The organism is Streptomyces sp. MB09-02B, from assembly GCF_033794485.1.
Taxonomy (GTDB): domain Bacteria; phylum Actinomycetota; class Actinomycetes; order Streptomycetales; family Streptomycetaceae; genus Streptomyces.
This window is the reverse complement of the sequence record NZ_JARGEE010000045.1, coordinates 1-18024: the sequence shown is the minus strand read 5'-3', so window position 1 is coordinate 18024 and position 18024 is coordinate 1. Positions and strand designations below refer to the sequence as shown.

At 72.5% G+C, this 18024-nt stretch carries 16 protein-coding genes; 4 read left to right on the top strand and 12 right to left on the bottom strand.

Annotation, left to right across the window (positions count from 1 at the left end):
- Window positions 1-4 precede the first annotated feature (4 nt).
- The 3 genes from P1P70_RS09650 to P1P70_RS09640 all read right to left on the bottom strand — a co-directional run bounded on the left by P1P70_RS09650 (window position 5) and on the right by P1P70_RS09640 (window position 4069).
- Window positions 5-1105, bottom strand: coding sequence for an RNA 3'-terminal phosphate cyclase (locus P1P70_RS09650; RefSeq protein ID WP_319236222.1), 1101 nt, complete (start codon window positions 1103-1105; stop codon window positions 5-7).
- Window positions 1099-3045, bottom strand: a complete 1947-nt coding sequence (locus P1P70_RS09645; RefSeq protein WP_319236220.1) for an ATP-binding protein — start codon at window positions 3043-3045, stop codon at window positions 1099-1101. Before P1P70_RS09645 ends, P1P70_RS09650 begins: the two co-directional genes overlap by 7 nt.
- 214 nt (window positions 3046-3259) lie before the next feature.
- Window positions 3260-4069: a rhomboid family intramembrane serine protease gene (locus P1P70_RS09640; protein WP_319236219.1), complete on the bottom strand. Its 810-nt coding sequence runs from the start codon at window positions 4067-4069 to the stop codon at window positions 3260-3262.
- Window positions 4070-4192: 123 nt separating this feature from the next.
- On the opposite strand from P1P70_RS09640, the gene P1P70_RS09635 reads away from it, so the two are divergent.
- Window positions 4193-4540: a hypothetical protein gene (locus tag P1P70_RS09635; protein WP_319236218.1), complete on the top strand. Its 348-nt coding sequence runs from the start codon at window positions 4193-4195 to the stop codon at window positions 4538-4540.
- Between the two features lie 136 nt (window positions 4541-4676).
- On the opposite strand, the gene P1P70_RS09630 is transcribed toward P1P70_RS09635, so the two are convergent.
- Both P1P70_RS09630 and P1P70_RS09625 read right to left on the bottom strand, forming a co-directional pair.
- Entirely contained in the window at window positions 4677-6080 is a 1404-nt protein-coding gene (locus tag P1P70_RS09630) for an FAD-dependent oxidoreductase (RefSeq protein WP_319236217.1), read from the bottom strand.
- 38 nt (window positions 6081-6118) lie between these two features.
- A complete protein-coding gene (locus P1P70_RS09625) occupies window positions 6119-7126 on the bottom strand; it encodes a DUF4349 domain-containing protein (RefSeq protein ID WP_319236215.1) in 1008 nt (335 codons plus the stop codon).
- A gap of 194 nt (window positions 7127-7320) precedes the next feature.
- Here P1P70_RS09625 and hemG point away from each other — a divergent pair, with 194 nt between their 5' ends.
- Together hemG and hemQ are read left to right on the top strand one after the other, a co-directional pair.
- The gene (gene hemG / locus P1P70_RS09620; protein WP_319236213.1) at window positions 7321-8823 is read left to right on the top strand and encodes a protoporphyrinogen oxidase; all 1503 of its coding nucleotides are present in this window, start codon (window positions 7321-7323) and stop codon (window positions 8821-8823) included.
- A 5-nt stretch (window positions 8824-8828) separates the two neighbouring features.
- Entirely contained in the window at window positions 8829-9560 is a 732-nt protein-coding gene (hemQ, locus tag P1P70_RS09615) for a hydrogen peroxide-dependent heme synthase (RefSeq protein WP_319236211.1), read from the top strand.
- Here hemQ and P1P70_RS09610 read toward each other — a convergent pair.
- The 7 genes from P1P70_RS09610 to P1P70_RS09580 form a co-directional block, all read right to left on the bottom strand.
- Window positions 9557-11188 carry an alpha/beta hydrolase gene (locus P1P70_RS09610; protein WP_319236210.1) on the bottom strand — a complete coding sequence of 544 codons (1632 nt, stop codon included), beginning with the start codon at window positions 11186-11188 and terminating at the stop codon, window positions 9557-9559. The two genes, hemQ and P1P70_RS09610, sit on opposite strands and share 4 nt — an antisense overlap.
- An 87-nt stretch (window positions 11189-11275) precedes the next feature.
- Window positions 11276-12046, bottom strand: coding sequence for a TIGR04222 domain-containing membrane protein (locus P1P70_RS09605; protein WP_319236208.1), 771 nt, complete (start codon window positions 12044-12046; stop codon window positions 11276-11278).
- A 137-nt stretch (window positions 12047-12183) separates the two neighbouring features.
- Window positions 12184-12975: a DUF4142 domain-containing protein gene (locus P1P70_RS09600; RefSeq protein WP_319236206.1), complete on the bottom strand. Its 792-nt coding sequence runs from the start codon at window positions 12973-12975 to the stop codon at window positions 12184-12186.
- A gap of 251 nt (window positions 12976-13226) precedes the next feature.
- Complete coding sequence (locus P1P70_RS09595) at window positions 13227-14660, bottom strand: DUF692 domain-containing protein (RefSeq protein ID WP_319236241.1); 1434 nt, start codon at window positions 14658-14660, stop codon at window positions 13227-13229.
- Window positions 14661-14816: 156 nt separating this feature from the next.
- Window positions 14817-15623, bottom strand: coding sequence for a DUF4142 domain-containing protein (locus P1P70_RS09590; protein ID WP_319236204.1), 807 nt, complete (start codon window positions 15621-15623; stop codon window positions 14817-14819).
- A gap of 133 nt (window positions 15624-15756) precedes the next feature.
- Window positions 15757-16365 (bottom strand): DUF4142 domain-containing protein, encoded by a 609-nt coding sequence (locus tag P1P70_RS09585; RefSeq protein ID WP_319236203.1) that lies wholly within the window; start codon window positions 16363-16365, stop codon window positions 15757-15759.
- 160 nt (window positions 16366-16525) lie between these two features.
- Window positions 16526-17278: a peptidyl-tRNA hydrolase gene (locus P1P70_RS09580; RefSeq protein ID WP_319236201.1), complete on the bottom strand. Its 753-nt coding sequence runs from the start codon at window positions 17276-17278 to the stop codon at window positions 16526-16528.
- A 69-nt stretch (window positions 17279-17347) separates the two neighbouring features.
- Between P1P70_RS09580 and P1P70_RS09575 the strand changes: the two genes are divergently transcribed.
- Window positions 17348-18024, top strand: a 677-nt coding sequence (locus P1P70_RS09575) for an ATP-binding cassette domain-containing protein (RefSeq protein WP_319236199.1), incomplete at its 3' end; no start/stop codon positions are given.

The window sequence follows — 18024 nt, the reverse complement described above, 5'->3', positions numbered from 1 at the left end:
CGCCCTAGTCCAGCGTCACCTCGACCGTGTCGGAAAAGCGGCGGGTGATCACCGTGCGGCCGGACAGGACGCGGATCACCAGGGCGACCGACCGCAGGTGATCCGTCCAGTGCTCGGTGGTCCAGCACGCTCGCTCGCCGCGAACCGCTGCCCAGAGCAGCATCTGCTCCAGCAGGAAACGGCTGACATGTCCGGTGTTCCGGTGTTCGGCAAGCACCCGTTCCCGCACCTCCGGCGCGGCCAGGGGCAGTCCTTCCTCCGCACAGACGCTGACGTCGCGCGGCCACCCACCGCCGAGCAGGAAGAGCTGCTGGATCCTGGGGACGGGATACGCCACGTGGACCACCTCGGTGCGCAGCGGACCTGGCAGCCAGGGCCGCACGCCATCCCGCCACCGTGACGGCACGTTCCCCCGAACGGCACCGAACAGGTACAGAAATGCCGTCGTTCCAGCACAGGTCGGTGTTGTCGGCAGCACGACAGGGGCCGGTTCGGCCGCGGCGGTGACCTCTCCACCGCCGATCCCGATGCAGCCGCGCTGGTCCACGGACATCGCCAGACCCACCTTGAACTGGGCCGCGAGGGCGGGGAGCAACGCGTATCTGACCGCGTCGGCGAACGGTGCGCCGCCGGTCTCAGTCCCGCCCCGCACGGTCACCGTGGCGCGTGGTCCCATCAGGGGCAGCAAGGGCAGCAGCGCGATCAGCGGGGCGCACACCGAGTAGCCGCGCACCGAGCGGCCGCCGACGTCGGGCAGCCCGCCAGGGAAGACGTCCTTGGCACCGGAATAGTCGCGCCGGAGGGTGATGTCGCGGTGCTCGAAGGTACGTGGGGGGTCGTCGAGGTCGATCCGGAGGTTCCCGACCGGGCGGATGCCACCGGGCCGGAAGATCAGGTCCGTGTCGCCGGCCCGTACATCGCCGGCGTCGCTGTCGGTCCACCCGCACAAACCCTCGACCAGCCGTACGTGCGGCCAAGCCAGTCCCCTTTCCGGCGCGGTGACGCGGACGTTGCGCAGCCGGACCGGGACACCTAGCGCGACAGAGAGGGGCAATGCCGTGCGGAGCAGGCCGCCACCGCCCGCAGCGGCATCGATGGTCAGCATGTGTCGTTCAGGCGCACGTCGGAGAGTTTGCCGCGTATGGTCTCCGCCTCGGCGTGCCCCAGCTCTTCCAGCAGTTGGAGCGCCCGCGACCACGCCTGCAAGGCCGCCTGCCGATCTCCCGCCGACAAGCGCACATCCCCGAGCCGGTGCAGGGCGGTGGCCTCCTCGAAGCGATTGCCGAAGTCGCGCCACAGTCCGACGCAGGCCTGATAGTGACCGATCGCTTCGTCGTGGGAGCCCGTACGGTGGTGGATCAGTCCGAGGCTGGCCAGGGCATGGGCCTGGTAGTAGCGATCCTCCAGGGCCACCAGAAGAGCGTAGGCCTCCGTGCAGTAGGCCAGTGCGGCCTGATGATCGCCGACCATGGTCAACACGGAGCCGAGGCGGTTGAGCCCCGCGGCGCGCCAGGCGTCGTTCCCTTCGGTCTCGTAGAGTTCCAGGGCCCGTCGGGCGTGGGAGAGGGAGTCGTTGTAGGCGGCCAGCCGCTCCAGCGCCAGGCTCACCGCATAGTGGCTGTGTGCCTGGCCACGGGCGTCACCGGACTCGGTGCACAGCCGCAGCGCCTCCGTGTGATGGTCTCTCGCGTCCTCGTACCGACCCAGCCGCACCGCGATGCGGCCGAGGTCTCTGTAGGCCCGGGCCTGGGCAGGGGTGTCGCCCACGCGTGCCGCCGCCGCGGCGGCGATGGTCTGGACGGTTGTCAGGTCGTCCCAGTGGCCGTGCCGGTACAGGAAGGTGGTCAGCACCCAGGGGAGCTGCCACGCATAGGCATCCAGACCATGCTGCTCGGCGTCGGTCACGGCCGCGATCAGGTTCAGGCGCTCGCTGCGGAACCAGTCGTTCGCCTCGGCCAGGTCGGCGATGGACACGATCACGGTGCCGGCGGCCGGCGGGCCTGGGTCGATGCCCTGGCGAAACCGGGCATGCCGACGGTTGGCCGTGAGTCCGGTGTGCAACAGGTGGTCGAACAGGCGGCACCTGGCCTGCTCACCCTCCGTTCTCTCCTCGGCTGAAAGACCGGCGGCGTACGCGCGGAGCAGGTCATGGCTGCGGTATCTGCCAGGGGCGTGCTCCTCCAGAAGCGCACCGGACACCAGCCGCCGAAGCAGAGGTCGCGTCGCGGACTCCTCGGCGCCGAGCAGAGAGGCGGCGGCAGCCAAGGTGAGGTCCGGGCCGCGGTGGACGGCGGTCAGCCGGAAGAGCCGGGCTGCGCTGGAAGAGAGAGCACGGACGGACCAGGAGAAAACCGCGCGCAGATCGGTGTCGGTCTCGTCCAGGGCCAGATTGTCCAGACGGGAGCGTTCGTCCCGGAGCTCGCGTTCGATGTGGGCGATCTGAGTGCCGGGCTCGCCCGCCGTCCGAGCGGCGACGAGGCACAGTGCGAGCGGCAGACGGGCGCATGCGTGGACGAGGGCGGTCACGGCATCGGGCTCAGCGGCGGTGTGCTCGGCGCCGATCCGTCTGGTGAGAAGGGCTGACGCGTCCGCCGAGGAAAGCAGATCCAGACCGATATGAGGCAGCCCTTCCCGCGCGGCCAGGCTGTCCAGGCGGTGCCTGCTGGTGATGACGACCACGCCGGCCCCGTCCGCGGGCAGCAGAGGCCTGGCGTGCGCGCTGTTGCGGACGTTGTCGAGCAGGATGAACAGGCGACGTCCGGCGATGGCACTGCGGTACGTGGCGGCCATGGCGGACTCCTCCGGCGGTATGGAAGCCTCGGGCACGCCCAGCGCGAGAAGGAATCCACGCAGCACCTCGGTCGCGGCCGCGGGAGGCCCGGGCGCGAAGCCGCGCAGATCGGCGTAGAGCTGACCGTCGGGAAACCGCTCCGCCTCCTCGTGCCCGAAGTGCAGGGCCAAAGCGGTCTTGCCGACGCCCGCAGTCCCGTGGAGCACACAACTCCCGGCCTGCGCCAGCCGCGCGAGGTCGTCTCTCCTCCCCACGAACGGCCCAGCTCGCCGTGGTAGCTGCTGGGGAGTTCTGGCCTCGACCTGATGCATGTGCACCCCGCCATGCACAACCCCGGCCTGTACCACGGCCCCGTGCACGACCCCACCCATGTGATTGCCGACCTGCTGCACCATGTACAGCATTGTCGGGCCGAGCACGCCCAGTTGGTGAGACCTTCAGCCGGTACGCCGCTTCCGTCGGCTGCCCTCACCACCCCGGCCGCGCCCGCCTGCCGAACAGCAGGCCGCGTGGCTCGGGCGGCGGTGGGGTGCCGGGGCGCAGGGGCCAGGCGAGGAGCATGCCGGCGACGAAGCCGACCAGGTGGGCCGTGTAGGCCACCGTGCCGATGTCGGAGACGCTCTCCTCGGACGTGTACACGGCCTGGAGCACGAACCAGGAGCCCAGCACCAGCCAGGCGGGCAGTCTCAGCGGCAGGAAGAGCAGGAACGGGACGAGGATCCAGACCCTGGCCTTCGGGTAGAGGACGAGATACGCGCCGAGGACCCCGGCGATCGCCCCGGACGCGCCGATCAGGGGCTCCCCGGAGTCGGCGTTGAGCAAGGCGTAGCCGTACGACGCCGCGTACCCGCAGGCCACGTAGAACAGGGCGAACCGTACGTGGCCCAGTCGGTCCTCGATGTTGTTGCCGAAGATCAGCAGGAACAGCATGTTGCCCAGCAGATGCACCCAGCCGCCGTGCAGGAACAGCGCGGTGAGGACGGAGAGCGCGGGCGACTTGTCGTAGCCCGGCGGGCCCAGCGCGCAGCCGCCCGACAGAGAGAGTTCGCCGGTGGGCACCAGCCGCGGCAGCTGATGGCGGATCAACTCCTGGGGTATCGCCGCGTACTGCTCCAGGAACGCCTGCGTGTGGCACAGCCGGGCCACTTCGCTGTCACCCGGCACGGAGCCGGCGAGACCCGGCATGAAGACGAAGACGAAGACGTTCGCGGCGATGAGCGCGTAGGTCACGTAGGGCGTGCGGCGCGCGGGGTTCACGTCATGGACGGGGATGACCACACCGGACTTGTGCCCCCGATACGGGGCCGGAATCAGGCAGGTCGGTGGCCGGTGAACGTACGGGGCGGGTGGTGCGTATGACTTCTCAACCGCGGATCTACGTATCTACGTGAGGAACAGGCGATGAACGACCGAGTTGCCCCGGCGATGCACGCCACCCCTGATGGTGAGGCCGAGATCTCGCTGGTGGTGCGGCTGCCCTGGGAGGACGTGGCCGCGCTCGGCCAGGAGGCCGGGCGGCTGGCCGCCCGGATGCAGCGGCCGGTGACGCTGGACGAGGCCGTGAGCCACCGGTTGCGGTCGGCGCGGCCTGCGGCGCACGCGAAGCCGGCCTCGGCGCCGACGGCGCCGCCCGCCGCGGTGACGTCCGCGGTGACGTCGGCCGCGTCGGTGTCCTCGTTGCCGTCGCGGCCTCCGGCGGATCAGGCGCGGCAGGCGATCGATCGGATCACCGGTACGTCAGCCATGTGACGGGGAGCCGGGGGAGTGCCGGGTGAGCGCCGTGGGGGTGCTGTGCGTCGCCGGGTGCGGGTGATTCGTGGCTGGTCGCGCAGTTCCCCGCGCCCCTCAAAAGCGACATGACCCCCTTGGTTACCAGGTGCCCGGCTCAGGAAGCGCCCGACCTCACCGCCGCCGTCGCCTTTCGCGCCGCCACCAGGATCGGGTCCCAGACCGGGGAGAAGGGGGGCGCGTAGCCGAGGTCCAGGGCGGTCATCTGTTCCACCGTCATGCCCGCGGTGAGGGCCACCGCCGCGATGTCGACGCGCTTGCCCGCGCCCTCCCGGCCGACGATCTGGACGCCGAGGAGGCGGCCGGTGCGGCGTTCGGCGAGCATCTTCACCGTCATGGGGGCGGCGCCGGGGTAGTAGCCCGCGCGGCTCGTGGACTCGACGGTGACGGTGACGTACTGGAGGCCGGCCCGGTCGGCGTCCTTCTCCCGCAGGCCGGTGCGGGCGATCTCCAGATCGCAGACCTTGCTGACGGCGGTGCCGACGACCCCGGGGAACGTGGCGTAGCCGCCGCCGACGTTGGCGCCGATGATCTGCCCGTGCTTGTTGGCGTGGGTGCCGAGCGGGATGTGCCGCTCGCGGCCCGAGACCAGGTCGAGGACCTCGACGCAGTCGCCGCCGGCCCAGATGTTCGCGTGGCCCCGCACGCGCATCGCGAGATCGGTGAGCAGGCCGCCGTGTTCGCCCAGGGGAAGGCCTGCCGCCTTCGCCAGGGTCGTCTCGGGGCGTACACCGATGCCCAGCACCACCACGTCCGCCGGGTACTCGGCGTCCTCGGTGGCGACCGCGCGGACCCGGCCGTCGTCGCCGGTGCGCAGGGCGGTGACCTCGGCGTCGTCGACCATGGTGATGCCCAGGCCCTCCATGGCCTTGTGCACCAGCCGGCCCATGTCCGGGTCCAGGGTGGACATCGGCTCCTTGCCGCGGTTGACGACCGTGACCTCGTACCCCCGGTTGATGAGCGCCTCGGCCATCTCCACGCCGATGTATCCCGCGCCGACGACCACCGCGCGACGGCCCTCGGTGGCGGTCAGCGTGTCCAGCAGGGCCTGGCCGTCGTCCAGGGTCTGCACGCCGTGCACCCCGGCCGCGTCGACGCCGGGCAGGTCGGGGCGGATCGGGCGGGCGCCGGTCGCGATGACGATCTTGTCGTACGCGGTCCAGGACTCGGTGCCCGCGTCGAGGTCCCGCGCCCGCACGCGGGAGCCCTCGACGTCGATCTCCACGACCTCCGTACGCATGCGGAGGTCGATGTCCCGGGCCCGGTGCTCCTCGGGCGAGCGGGCGATCAGCCGGTCGCGCTCGGGGACGTCGCCGCCGACCCAGTAGGGGATGCCGCACGCCGAGTAGGAGGTGAAGTGGCCCCGTTCGAACGCCACGATCTCCAGGGCGTCGGGGCCCTTCAGCCGACGGGCCTGCGACGCGGCGGACATGCCCGCCGCGTCGCCTCCGACGACCACCAGGCGTTCCCTCGAACGTTCTTCAGCGCGGCTCGTGTTCATGGGAACACGCTACGGGGGTCCCGCATCCGGGACCCGCGTCACTCCCCTTCCTGCCGCTGCTCCCGCTCCTCCCGCTCCTCCTCGGCCGGTCCGGGGGCCGAGAGCGATGCCGCCGCTCCGGCCGCCACCGGCGCGGGCCGGCGGGATCGGGTGAGGCGGTACCACACGAGCAGCACCACGGCCGTCGTCACCGCGAAGGGGAGGATCGCGGCGAGGGCCATGGCCAGCCAGCGGAAGACGGCGACGAACGCGTTCCAGCCGCCGGCCAGCGCGTCCACGAAGCCGGGGTCGTCGTCCACGGGGGCCTTCTTCACCGCGGTCTCGGACAGGGTGAGCGTGATGGTGGCCAGGCTGGTGCGGTCCTTCAGGGACTTCTGCTGGGCGAGCAGGGCCTCCAGGTCGGCCTGACGCGTGCTCAGCTCGCCCTCCAGGGTGACCACGTCGCCGAGCTTGGTCGCCCGGTCCATCAGCTCCCGGATGCGGGCCACACTCGCCCGCTGCGTCTTGATGCGGCTCTCCACGTCGACGACCTGGTCCGTGACGTCCTCGGCCTTCGTCTTCCGCTCGATCAGCTTGCCGGTGCCCTCCAGCTCGGTGAGGACCTCCTCGTACTTCTCGGCGGGCACCCGCAGGACGACCCGGGTGCGCTCGCGGTCCTTGCCGTCCCGGGTGGTGGACTCGCTGCCGACGAACCCGCCCACGCCCTCGACGGCGGTGCGGGCCTCGTCCAGGGCCTTCGGCACGTCCTTGACCCGCACGGTCAGGGTGGCGGTGCGGATGATGTGGCTCGGGCTGACGCTCGGCGGCGCGTCGGAGCCCTTGCCCTTGCCGGTGGAGTCGCTGTTGCCGCTCTGCTCGGAGAGGGCGCCCTCCTGCCCGGCCATGCTGTCGTCGGCCCGGCTCCCTGCCTCCGCGGCGCTCTTGTTCGAGCCGCCCGAGGAGTCGTCACGGGCGCTGCAGCCCGTGAGGGCCAGGGCGGCGGCGAGGAACAGGGCAGCCAGGGCCCCTGCGGGCCGCCGGGAACGTCGTACGAGTGTGTCGGCCATTGCTGTGTGCCCCCCGGGCGTCGAGAAATGCCTGTCTGTCGTGCTGACGGTCCTTTGACGCCGGAGCGGACCGGAACGTTGGGCGCGGGCAGTCGCGAAGCGGTCACGGTCGGGACTCGGCGGGGCCACGGCTGAGCCGCCGGGCGGGCGGGACCGGCGACATGACTGTCAGTGACGTCTGAGAGGGTGGAACCATGAGCGGATCACGTACGGACGTCGGGCGCGACGCCGGACACGTCGTCGTCATCGGGGCCGGCATCGCGGGGCTGGCCGCCGCGCACGGGCTGCTGGACCGGGGCGCGAGAGTGACCGTCCTGGAGGCCTCGGACCGCGTCGGTGGCAAGCTGCTGCCGGGCGAGATCGCGGGAGTCCGCGTCGACTTCGGCGCCGAGTCGATCCTGGCCCGCCGGCCCGAGGCGGTCGCCCTCGCCCGGGAGGTCGGCCTCGCCGGCCGGCTCCAGCCGCCCGCCACCGCCACCGCCTCCCTCTGGACCCGGGGCGCCCTGCGCCCCATGCCCAAGGGGCACGTCATGGGCGTTCCCGGCACCGCGTCCGCCCTGGCCGGTGTCCTGTCCGACGAGGGCCTGGCGCGCATCGAGCGCGACGCCGACCTGCCGCGCACCGAGATCGGCGACGACGTGGCGGTGGGGGAGTACGTGGCCGCCCGCCTCGGCCGCGAGGTCGTCGACCGTCTGGTGGAGCCGCTGCTCGGCGGGGTCTACGCGGGCGACGCGTACCGCATCTCGATGCGCTCGGCCGTCCCGCAGCTCTTCGAGGTAGCGCGGACCCACACCTCCCTCACCGAGGCCGTCCGGGGCATCCAGGAGCGGGCGGCCGCCGCCCGGCAGACCGGCCCGGTCTTCATGGGTGTCGAGGGCGGTGTGGGGCAACTGCCGCTCGCGGTCGCCGAGTCGGTGCGGGCACGCGGCGCCGAGATCCTCACCCGGACGCCCGTCACGGAACTGCGCCGCCTGGCCTCGGGCGGCTGGCGCGTCGTCGCCGGAGGCTCGTCGGGCGTGGCGCGTGCCCGTGACGACGACGCCCTCGTGCTGCACGCGGACGCCGTCGTCGTGGCCGTCCCCGCCCCCGTCGCCGCCGGCCTGCTGCGGGCCGAGGCGCCCGAGGCCGCCACCGAGCTGGCCTTCGTCGAGTACGCCTCGATGGCCCTGGTCACCCTCGCCTACCGCCGCGCCGACGTCACCCTCCCCGAGGGCAGCGGGTTCCTGGTGCCGCCGGTCGACGGCCGCACCATCAAGGCGTCCACCTTCGCCTCCCAGAAGTGGGGCTGGATCGCCGACGAGAACCCGGACCTGCTGGTCCTGCGCACCTCGGTCGGCCGCCACGGCGAGACGGCGATCCTGGAGCACGACGACGCCCACCTGGTGGAGGTGTCGAGAACCGACCTGCGCGAGGCCACCGGCCTGACCGCCACCCCCCTGGAGACCCGCGTCACCCGCTGGGACGACGGCCTGCCGCAGTACCCGGTCGGCCACCACGCGCGCGTGGCCCGTCTCCGCGAGCACCTCGGCAAGCTGCCGGGCCTCGCGGTGTGCGGCGCGGCGTACGACGGCGTCGGCATCCCGGCGTGCGTCGCGAGCGCCGCCGACGCGGTCGACCAGATCCACGGTGACCTGCGCGCGGTGCGGCACCTCACCGCCCACCCGGTGCAGAGCCTCCACGGCGGAGCGGGAGAATGAGACCCATGAGCGACGACGCCCCCACCACCGAGTCCGGCCGCACCCCGAACAAGGGCAAGCTGGCCAAGGACCTCAACGAGGTCATCCGTTATACGCTGTGGTCCGTCTTCCAGCTGAAGGACGTACTGCCGGAGGACCGCGCCGGGTACGCCGACGAGGTCCAGGAGCTGTTCGACCAGCTCGCCGCCAAGGACGTGACCATCCGCGGTACGTACGACGTGTCGGGCCTGCGCGCCGACGCCGACGTCATGATCTGGTGGCACGCCGAGACCGCCGACCAGCTCCAGGAGGCGTACAACCTCTTCCGCCGCACCCGGCTGGGCCGCGCGCTCACCCCGGTGTGGTCGAACATGGCGCTGCACCGCCCCGCCGAGTTCAACCGCTCGCACATCCCGGCGTTCCTCGCCGACGAGACGCCCCGCGACTACGTCAGCGTCTACCCCTTCGTGCGCTCCTACGACTGGTACCTGCTGCCCGACGAGGACCGCCGCCGGATGCTCGCCGACCACGGCAAGATGGCCCGCGGCTACCCGGACGTCCGGGCCAACACGGTCGCGTCCTTCTCGCTCGGCGACTACGAGTGGATCCTCGCCTTCGAGGCCGACGAGCTGTACCGGATCGTCGACCTCATGCGGCACCTGCGTGCCTCGGAGGCCCGGATGCACGTCCGCGAGGAGGTCCCGTTCTACACGGGCCGCCGCAAGTCGGTGGCGGAGCTGGTGGCGGGCCTCGCCTAGGCCCCGTGAGGGGCGCGGGGAACTGCGCGATCAGCCACCGCGGCCCGCGGTTCCCCGACGGCCTTGCGCCCAGTGGCGCTCGGCTCGGGCCGCCCCGCGCACGCGGCCCTCCGCTCCGGCACCCGCCCCTCCAACAGGTACGCCTCCAGGTACCCGTTGACGCACCTGTTCGTCCCTCCCGCGACCCCGTGGTTCCCCGCGTCCCGCTCGGTCACCAGGGCCGCCCCCGAGAGCCGCCGGTGCAGCTCGATCGCCCCGTCATACGGCGCGGCCGCGTCCCGCTCGGCCGCCAGGATCAGCGTCGGCGGCAGCTCACCGGGCCCGGTCCGCACGTCGAGCGGCCGTTGACGCGGGCCGCTCCAGTAGGCGCACGGCAGGTTCGTCCACACGTTGTCCCAGGTCTCGAAGGGCGCGGTCCGTGCGAGCCGGGTGTTGTCGCGGTCCCAGTCCCTCCACCGCGTCGGCCAGGGCGCGTCGTTGCACTCGACGGCCGTGTAGACGGCCTTCGCGTTCTCCTGCTCGACGACGGCCTCCGGGTACGGACCGGCGATCTGGACCAGCGGCTCCGGGTCGCCCTTCAGATACGCGGAGAGCGCCAGGGCCCGCTGCGGCCAGAGGTCGTCGTAGTACGCGGCCTGGAGGAAAGCGCCCTGCAGCTGGGCCGGGCCGACCTTGCCGCCGGCGGGCCGGGCGGCCAGCCGCGCCGCCGCCCGCTCGTAGCTCCGCAGCACCTTCCGTGGGGTGTCACCCAGCCCGTAGACCCGGTGGTGCTTGGCGACCCAGGCCCGGAAGTCCGCCCAGCGCCCCTCGAACGCGGCCGACTGGTCGAGGTTGTTGCGGTACCAGATCTGCTCGGGGGCCGGGTTCACGGCCGAGTCGAAGACCATCCGGCGGACGTGCGAGGGGAACAGGGAGGCGTACAGCGCCCCCAGGTACGTCCCGTACGAGGCCCCCATGAACGTCAGTCGTGGCTCGCCGAGCGCGGCGCGCAGGACGTCCAGGTCACGGGCGTTGTTGAGGGAGTGGTAGTGCCGCAGCGCGCTCCCGCCACGCCGCGCGCAGTCCCGCGCGTAGGCCTTGGCGCGCGCGACGCGTTCCTTCTTGTACGCCGGTGAGGGGTGCGTAGGTGCCGGGGCGGGTCCCCGGTGCAGGCGCTTCGGGTCCTGGCAGGACAGCGGTGCCGAGCGGCCGACCCCGCGCGGGGCGTAGCCGACGAGGTCGTAGGCGGCGCCGACGCGCTTCCAGTCCGGGAGGTGGCCGACGAGCGGGAAGAACATCCCGGAGGCGCCGGGCCCGCCCGGGTTGAACACGAGCGCTCCCTGCCGGGCGACCTTCCTCCCCTTCGCGTCCTTCCCCTTCGCCGCAATGCGGCTGACGGTCAGTGAGATCTGGCGTCCGTCGGGCCGGGCGTAGTCGAGCGGCACCTCGACCGTCCCGCACCGCACCCCGTCCGGCAGCCCCTCCGCCACCGGGCACTTCCCGAACCGGATGCCCTCGCCCGCGGCCCGCTCGGCCGCGACGGCGACCGGGTCCGCCGCCGTCCGGGTCATGTCCCCCTCGGCCGGCGCGACGCCGAGGGCGCTCAGCACCACCGCCCCGACAGTCCCGTAGAGCACGGCAGCCCGCATGGCGAATCCCTCCGAAGCACGACAGCGACAAAGGGATGTTTGGCGTGAAATAGGGCGAATGTAAAGGACCGTCGGGGAGTGTCGCCGTCACCGTCGCTGCTCGAACGCCGCCCGCAGCTCCGGAGACCCGACCGCGCCCACGCCCCAGACCGCCACGGAGACGAGGTCCGCCAGGTCGCCTCCGCCCCGGCCCGCGACGGTCCGCAGCACCCGCATCCCCTCCGGTGTCGCCCACCGCGTGCCCGGCTGCCTCTCGACGCGTGCGATGACCAGACAGCTGAGCGTCAGCACCAGCGGCAACGCGAACCACAGCGCGACCAGGACGCGGTGCTCCTCGAACCCCTGAGCCGGCAGCATCAGCGCCAGCGCCCCCAGTCCACACACCCCCAACGCGGCGCCCCGTACCTGGGTGACCGCGTCGGCCACGCTCGCGCGCGCGGCCTCGGGGACGGCCAGCCCCGCCGCGACGAGCCGGTCGGAGAGGCGGCGTACGGAGTCCGAGGCCGCGGCGGCCCGCCGTACGGGCGCTATCCGGGCCTGTCCGCCGGGGCCTGTCGCGCCGATGACGGAGCGTTCCATGTCGTCCCGTCCGTCCGGGTCCACGACCGTCACCCAGCCGGTGTGGGCGAGCAGGAGCCTGCGCCCGCCGGCCATGGAGACCAGCGTGAGGTCGGCGACGCGTGCCGGACCGCCGGACAGGAACGCCGCCTCGTACAGCGTGAGCCGGTGGCAGTGGTGGGCGTGGTCGGCGTGGACGTCGGAGTCGGCCGCCGCCGCGCGCATCGAGGTCAGACAGAGTCGGGCACAGGACACGCCGGCGGCGGCCCAGGCCAGCAGGAGGAAGAGGACCCAGAGCATGGCGCGTTTCTATGCGCCGGACCCGGGTCGCACCGTGCGATGACCGTAATCCGCGGGGAAGGTGGCCGCTCTCTTCCGTTTGTTCGCCGTCGCGGTCCGCAATTGCCTTCGTAGTGTCCGGCCGGGGCCCGTCCCGCTCAGTCGTCGTCCACCGGGCCGTTGGCGGCCGGCGGCAGGGTGTACGTCGGTGACGGATCCGGCCGGGACGGGACGGGTGAGGGGGCCACCGGGACGGGGGAGCCGGGGTCGGTCAACGGGATCGGCGGCGTGGGGGAGTTGGTCAGGGGCGGGGCACTCGCGGAGGCGGCGTCGCGGGCGATCGCGTCGTAGTCGACGAGCCCGGTGGCCTCCAGGACCTTGATGTGGTCGAGGACGGTGGTGTTGGCGTCGTCGGCGAGGTCACGGACCAGCGAGTTGCGGGTGGTGGCCCGGACCTGGGCGACGACGGAGAAGACCTTGCCGTGCGCGAGGCGCAGGATGTTGGCGAACTCGCGGTCGTACGTCTCGCCCTGCGCCGCCGTCAGCGTGTCCAGCCACGCCTTCTGCTGGTCGCTCGGCTGGTTGGGCAGCGGCACGGCCAGGCGCGCCGCGACATTGCGGACCCGCGTGTCGAGGAAGGCGTGCCCCTCGACGAGGTGCTCACCGGCGGTGCGTACGGCCTGGGTGCCGCCCTTCGTCTGGGCCTGCTGCCCGGCCGGCAGCTCCCACAGCCCCGCCAGTCGGACCTTGGTGACGAAGTCCCGGTCCAGCGCGGACAGCGGGCCGTACTGCGTCGTCACGGTGGACGCGTTGAGCACGCTCACGCCGGTGCCGGAGCGGTCCGCGTACGACCAGATCGGGAAGAGCAACGCGACGAGCGTCGCCGTCAGTCCGGCGATGATGAGTCCTGTGCCACTGAACAGTCCCCCTCTGCCGTTGGTGGTTCGCATGGTGCCTCCTGCTCGCGGCACCGCACGCTAGTGCGCAACGGGTGCTGATTGGCCTACACACCGGTATGTTACTGCCCGGTCTACGCCAACTGCCGTATGAGGAGGAACGGTTGAGGAGGGGACAAAGTGCGCCGGATGGGGTAGGCGAAGGCGTGGATGAATCACACCAAAACGTGGCGCACGGGACGCCAAACCCGTGTGGGGGGCACGGGTCTGTTAGTCGCAGCACATCTGGGGGTGAACACCCCGGCTCACCGGCGTAGCAGCACCCTGCGGGTCGCGCGGGCCAGGCGGGCCGTCGGCCGCTGGGAGAGCGGGGCGGGGCCCGAGCGCTCCAGCCACCAGCGGCGCACCTCGCGCAGCACGTCCGCGTCGTCGGGACGGCCCGTGAGCAGCACGTGCTCGGCGAAGGAGAGGGCGTCCCGCCGGTAACCGTCGGTCATCGGGTGCCCCTGCGCGTACGCGACGAAGCTCGGCCGGTACGACGATCCGAGGATCTCCGGGAGCTCGGGCGCCACCTTCGCCACCACGTCCGCCCGCTTGGCCGCGAGGGCCCGCGCCTGGACGCCCAGCCGCACCCGGTCGAAACCCTCGGGCACCGGGGTCCCCGCGACCAGCGCGGACAGCAGCGCCGCCTGTGCGAGCCCGAGCCGCTGCCGGGCGGCGGGCGCGGCCTCCTCGACCGCCTCCTCGACCGCCTCTTCGACCGCCTTCTCGTCGACCGCCTCCTTCGCCGCCGGTACCGTCTCGGCCGCCGTCGGCTCGGGGGCGAGCGCACCCACCGAGCGTGCCTTGCGCAAGGCGGCGGCGCTGTCGCCCGGAATGCCGGGGCCCCGCACCTCGGCCTTCTCCAGCACCCCCCGGATCGCCCCCAGCTCGCGCTCCAGCTCCCCCGGCTCGGGGAAGTTGTCGTCGCGCTCCAGGAGCACACCCGGCGGGGTCACCCGGGAGGCGAGGTCGGCGAGGATGTCGAGGACCTGCCGCGGGACGGGGTGGGCGTGGCTGTCGTGCCAGACCCCGTCGCGCTCGAAGCCGCCCGCGACATGGACGTACGCGATGGCCTCGACCGGCAGCTCGCCGAGCGCCTTCGCGGGGTCCTCGCCCCGGTTGACGTGGTTGGTGTGCAGGTTCGCCACGTCGATGAGGAGCCGGACGCCGGTGCGGTCGACGAGGTCGTACAGGAACTGCCCCTCGGTCATTTCCTCGCCCGGCCAGTTGATGAGCGCCGCGATGTTCTCCAGCGCGAGCGGCACCGGCAGCGCGTCCTGGGCGATCCGGACGTTCTCGCACAGCACGTCGAGGGCGTCCCGGGTGCGCGGCACCGGCAGCAGATGGCCGGCCTCCAGCAGCGGCGACGCCGTGAGGGCGCCGCCCGCCCGGACGAAGGCGATGTGCTCGGTGACGAGGGGCGCGCCCAGTGCCTCCGCGCGCTCGGCGAGGGAGCGCAGGCGCTGCTCGTCGGGGCGGTCGGCGCCGCCGAGACCGAGGGAGACACCGTGCGGCACGACCGTGACGCCCCGCTCGCGCAGGCGCAGCAACGATTCGGCGATGTGGCCGGGACAGACGTTCTCGGCGACGACCTCGACCCAGTCGACCCCGCCGTCCGTACCGGCCATGCGCTCCACGGCGTCGGCGATCTCCGGCCGCCAGCCGATCCCCGTCCCCAGCTGTGCGATCTGCTCCATCGTCCCCGTCCCCTCCTCGGTCACGTCGGTCACGGCTTCACCAGGACCCTGTGTGTCTCCCTACGGCGGACCTGTGTTCCGGCGTGACGGAGTCATGGCCCCGTCAGCCGGGGCCGAACCCCGAGGAGGGGACCTTCAGAGCAACATTTGAGCTTTCTACTGGACCTGCGGCAGACCCTGGTCCTTGTTGATCTCCTCCGGGTCCGGACGTCCGGTGGGGACGTTCCCGGACTCGAAGGGCGACGGCTTCGACTGCACGTCCGGGTTGGTGGACGGCACGGCGGGGGGCGCGGCCGGCGGCAGCCGGCCGGGGACGGGCGGCGGCGGGCCGGTCGGGCTGGCGGTACCGCTGACCGAGTTGTCGGCGATCGTCGCGAAGTCGACCTCGCCGGTCTTCTCCAGGATCGTGATGTGGTCCAGCACGGTCTGGTTGGCGTCGGAGGCCAGCTGACGGATGAGCGTGTTGCGGGTGGAGTTCCGCACGGAGGCGATCGCCGGGAAGATCTTGCCGTGCGCGGCCCGCAGCAGGTTCGCCCAGGTCTTGTTGTACTCGGCCTCGGTCTTGCTGGCGGTCATCTGGTCCAGCCAGCCCTGCTGTTCCGCCGTCGGCTGGTTCGGCAGCTCGACGCCCAGCTTCGCCGCGATGACCCGCGACCGCTTGTCGAGGTCGGTGTGGCCCACGATCAGGTGGTCGGCGGCCTCTCGGACGGACGCGCTACCGCTGCGCTCCAGTGCCTGCTGCCCGGCGGGCAGCTCCCACAGTCCCGCCAACCGCACACGGATGAGCAGGTCGCGGTCGCCGGGGGTGAGCGGCCCCCACTGCGTGGTCACGGTGTCACCCGTGAGCGCGGCCGCGGCGGTCGCGTTGCGGTTGGGGTACGAGTAGAAGATGGGGTAGGCGACCGCGGTGAGTGTGCCGGCGATCGCCAGGGCGACGAGGACGGAGCCCTTGGAGCGTCGCAAAATGAGCCTCCCGGAGGAAACCAACTGATCGTTGGGGACTGAACTGTTGCTTGGAGCGCGGAGGTGACCGCGGGGGTGTCGCTGTGCCTGTCGGGTCCCGGGCCGCCGCCCGGGGGCGGGGCCACGGGTCGCGTCAGATCGTGCCGTTGGCGATCGCGTCGAAGTCGACCTGGCCGGTCTTCTCCAGCACCGTGATGTGGTCGAGCACGGTCTGGTTGGTGTCCGAGGCCAGCTGGCGCACCAAGGTGTTCTCGGTCATGTTCCGCACCTGCCCGATGGCCGGGAAGATCTTGCCGTGCGCGGAGCGCAGCAGGTTGGCCCAGACCCGGTCGAACTGCTCGTCGGTCGCGTTGTCCATCTGCGCGAGGGAGCCCACCTGCTGCTCGTTCGGCACGTTCGGCAGCTCGACGCCCATCTGGGAGGCCACGGCCCGCACCCGCTCGTCGAGGTCCTTGTGGCCCACGATCAGGTGGTCCGCCGCCTCCCTGACCTCGGGGCTCTTCGACCGCGCCATGGCCTTCTCGGCGGCGGGCAGTTCCCACAGCCCCGCCAGCCGGACACGGATGATCAGGTCCCGGTCGGCGGCCGTCAGCGGCCCCCACTGCGTGTTCACCGAGCTGGAAGCCATGTTGGCCTGGGCGGTGCCCGAACGGTCTGCGTAGGACCACATCGGGAACGACAGCGCGCCGACGGTGACGACGAGAGCCAGGCTGGCGTAGACCGAGCCGTTGAGACGAGGCAAAGTGATCCTCCCGGATGATGCCAACTGGTCGTTGGAGCAGTTGCTTGGCCAGTACCGGGAAGTACGTGCGGTGCGCTGGAGTTGTTCAACGCCCTTCGAACCGGCTGAGGAAGGCGCTCAAGCGGACACGATTCAGCGCGGCCGGGTCTCGGGCCGCCGCTCAGCCGCGCAGCGGCCGGTGGTCCGCGACCACCGTGCAGGAGCCCGGGGCGACCTCCGTGAAGCCGGCGTCACGGACGACGGGCAGGGCGGCGGTGGTGAGGGCGTGCCAGTGGCCGGGGGCGGCGGTGCGGACGGCGAGGGGGAAGCCCGCGTCGCGCCAGGCGGTGCGGGCCGCGTCGTCCAGGTCCCACCAGGCGAGCTGCGCCCCGTGACCCGCCTGGGCCATCGCCTTGCCCGCCGACATCTCCACCTCGGGGTTCAGCCACAGCACCGGGGCCGCGGGCTCGGGGTCAGACGGTGGCTCCGGGTCGTCGAGGTCCGTGCCGGAGACCTGGAGCCGGGCCAGGTCCTTGGGCCAGCCGTCGAGCGGGACCGGCGGGAAGACGCGCACCTCGGCCGACTTGCCGGTCACCGTGATCCCCGGCAGCGCCTCGGCCCGCCGCCACTCCGCGCCGCGTGCCCGCCGCACCACCTTCCGGATACGGGCGTCCTGCCAGCTCCGCATCGCCTCGGCCCACTCTCCCCCACTCTCGGCTTCGCTCGAGCGGGAGGTACCCCCACCGCCCAGCGACCGCGCGTCGCTCAGCATCACCAGCACCGCCCGCGCCGCCGTCTCCAGCGCGTCCGTACGCGCCGGGGGCGAGGCCTTCTCGATGTGCGCGACCAGGGGCAGCACGAACTGCGGCGCCTCGTCGCGGGAGGTCCGCTCGTCCCGGAAGGGGCTGTCCTGAGTGGCATCACCGGTGGTCACCCGCCCAGTCTGCCAGGCGCGAGACCCGTTCCCGGCCCCCTGCTCGCTCGCCTGTACGAGGATGGGGGCATGGAACGTGAGTTACTGCTGAGGCTGGAGGGCGTCGGCCGACGGTACGGCCTCCGCGGCGACTGGGTGCTGCGCGGCGTCGACCTGGAGATCGCCCCCGGCACGCTGATCCGGGTGGAGGGCGCCAACGGCACAGGCAAGTCGACGCTGCTGCGCGTCCTCGCCGGGCTCGACGCGCCCACGCAGGGCCGGGTGACGGGACGCCCGCGTACGGCGTACGTCCCCGAGCGCTTCCCCGCCGCGCTGCCGTTCACCGCCGTCGAGTACCTCACCCACCTCGGTGCCGTGCAGGGCCTGGACCGCCCGGCCGCCGCCCGCGCCGCCCACGCGTGGCTGGAGCGCTTCGGGGCCGCCGAGTACGCCCGTACGCCGATGGCGGAGCTCTCCAAGGGCAGCACCCAGAAGGTCGCCGTGGCCCAGGCGCTGCTCGCCGAACCGGAGTTGCTCGTCCTCGACGAGGCGTGGACCGGCCTGGACGCCGACGCGCGCGAGGAGTTGGAGCGGGTCGTGCGGGAGCGGACCGCCGCGGGCGCCGCCGTGGTCTTCGTCGACCATGACCCGCGCCGGCTCGACGGCGCTCCCGACGCGACGTACGCGGTGATCGGCGGAGCGCTCAACCTCCGGTCCGGGGAGGGGAGCCGACGCGCGGGGCAGGGGGACGCTTCGGCGGGAGCCTC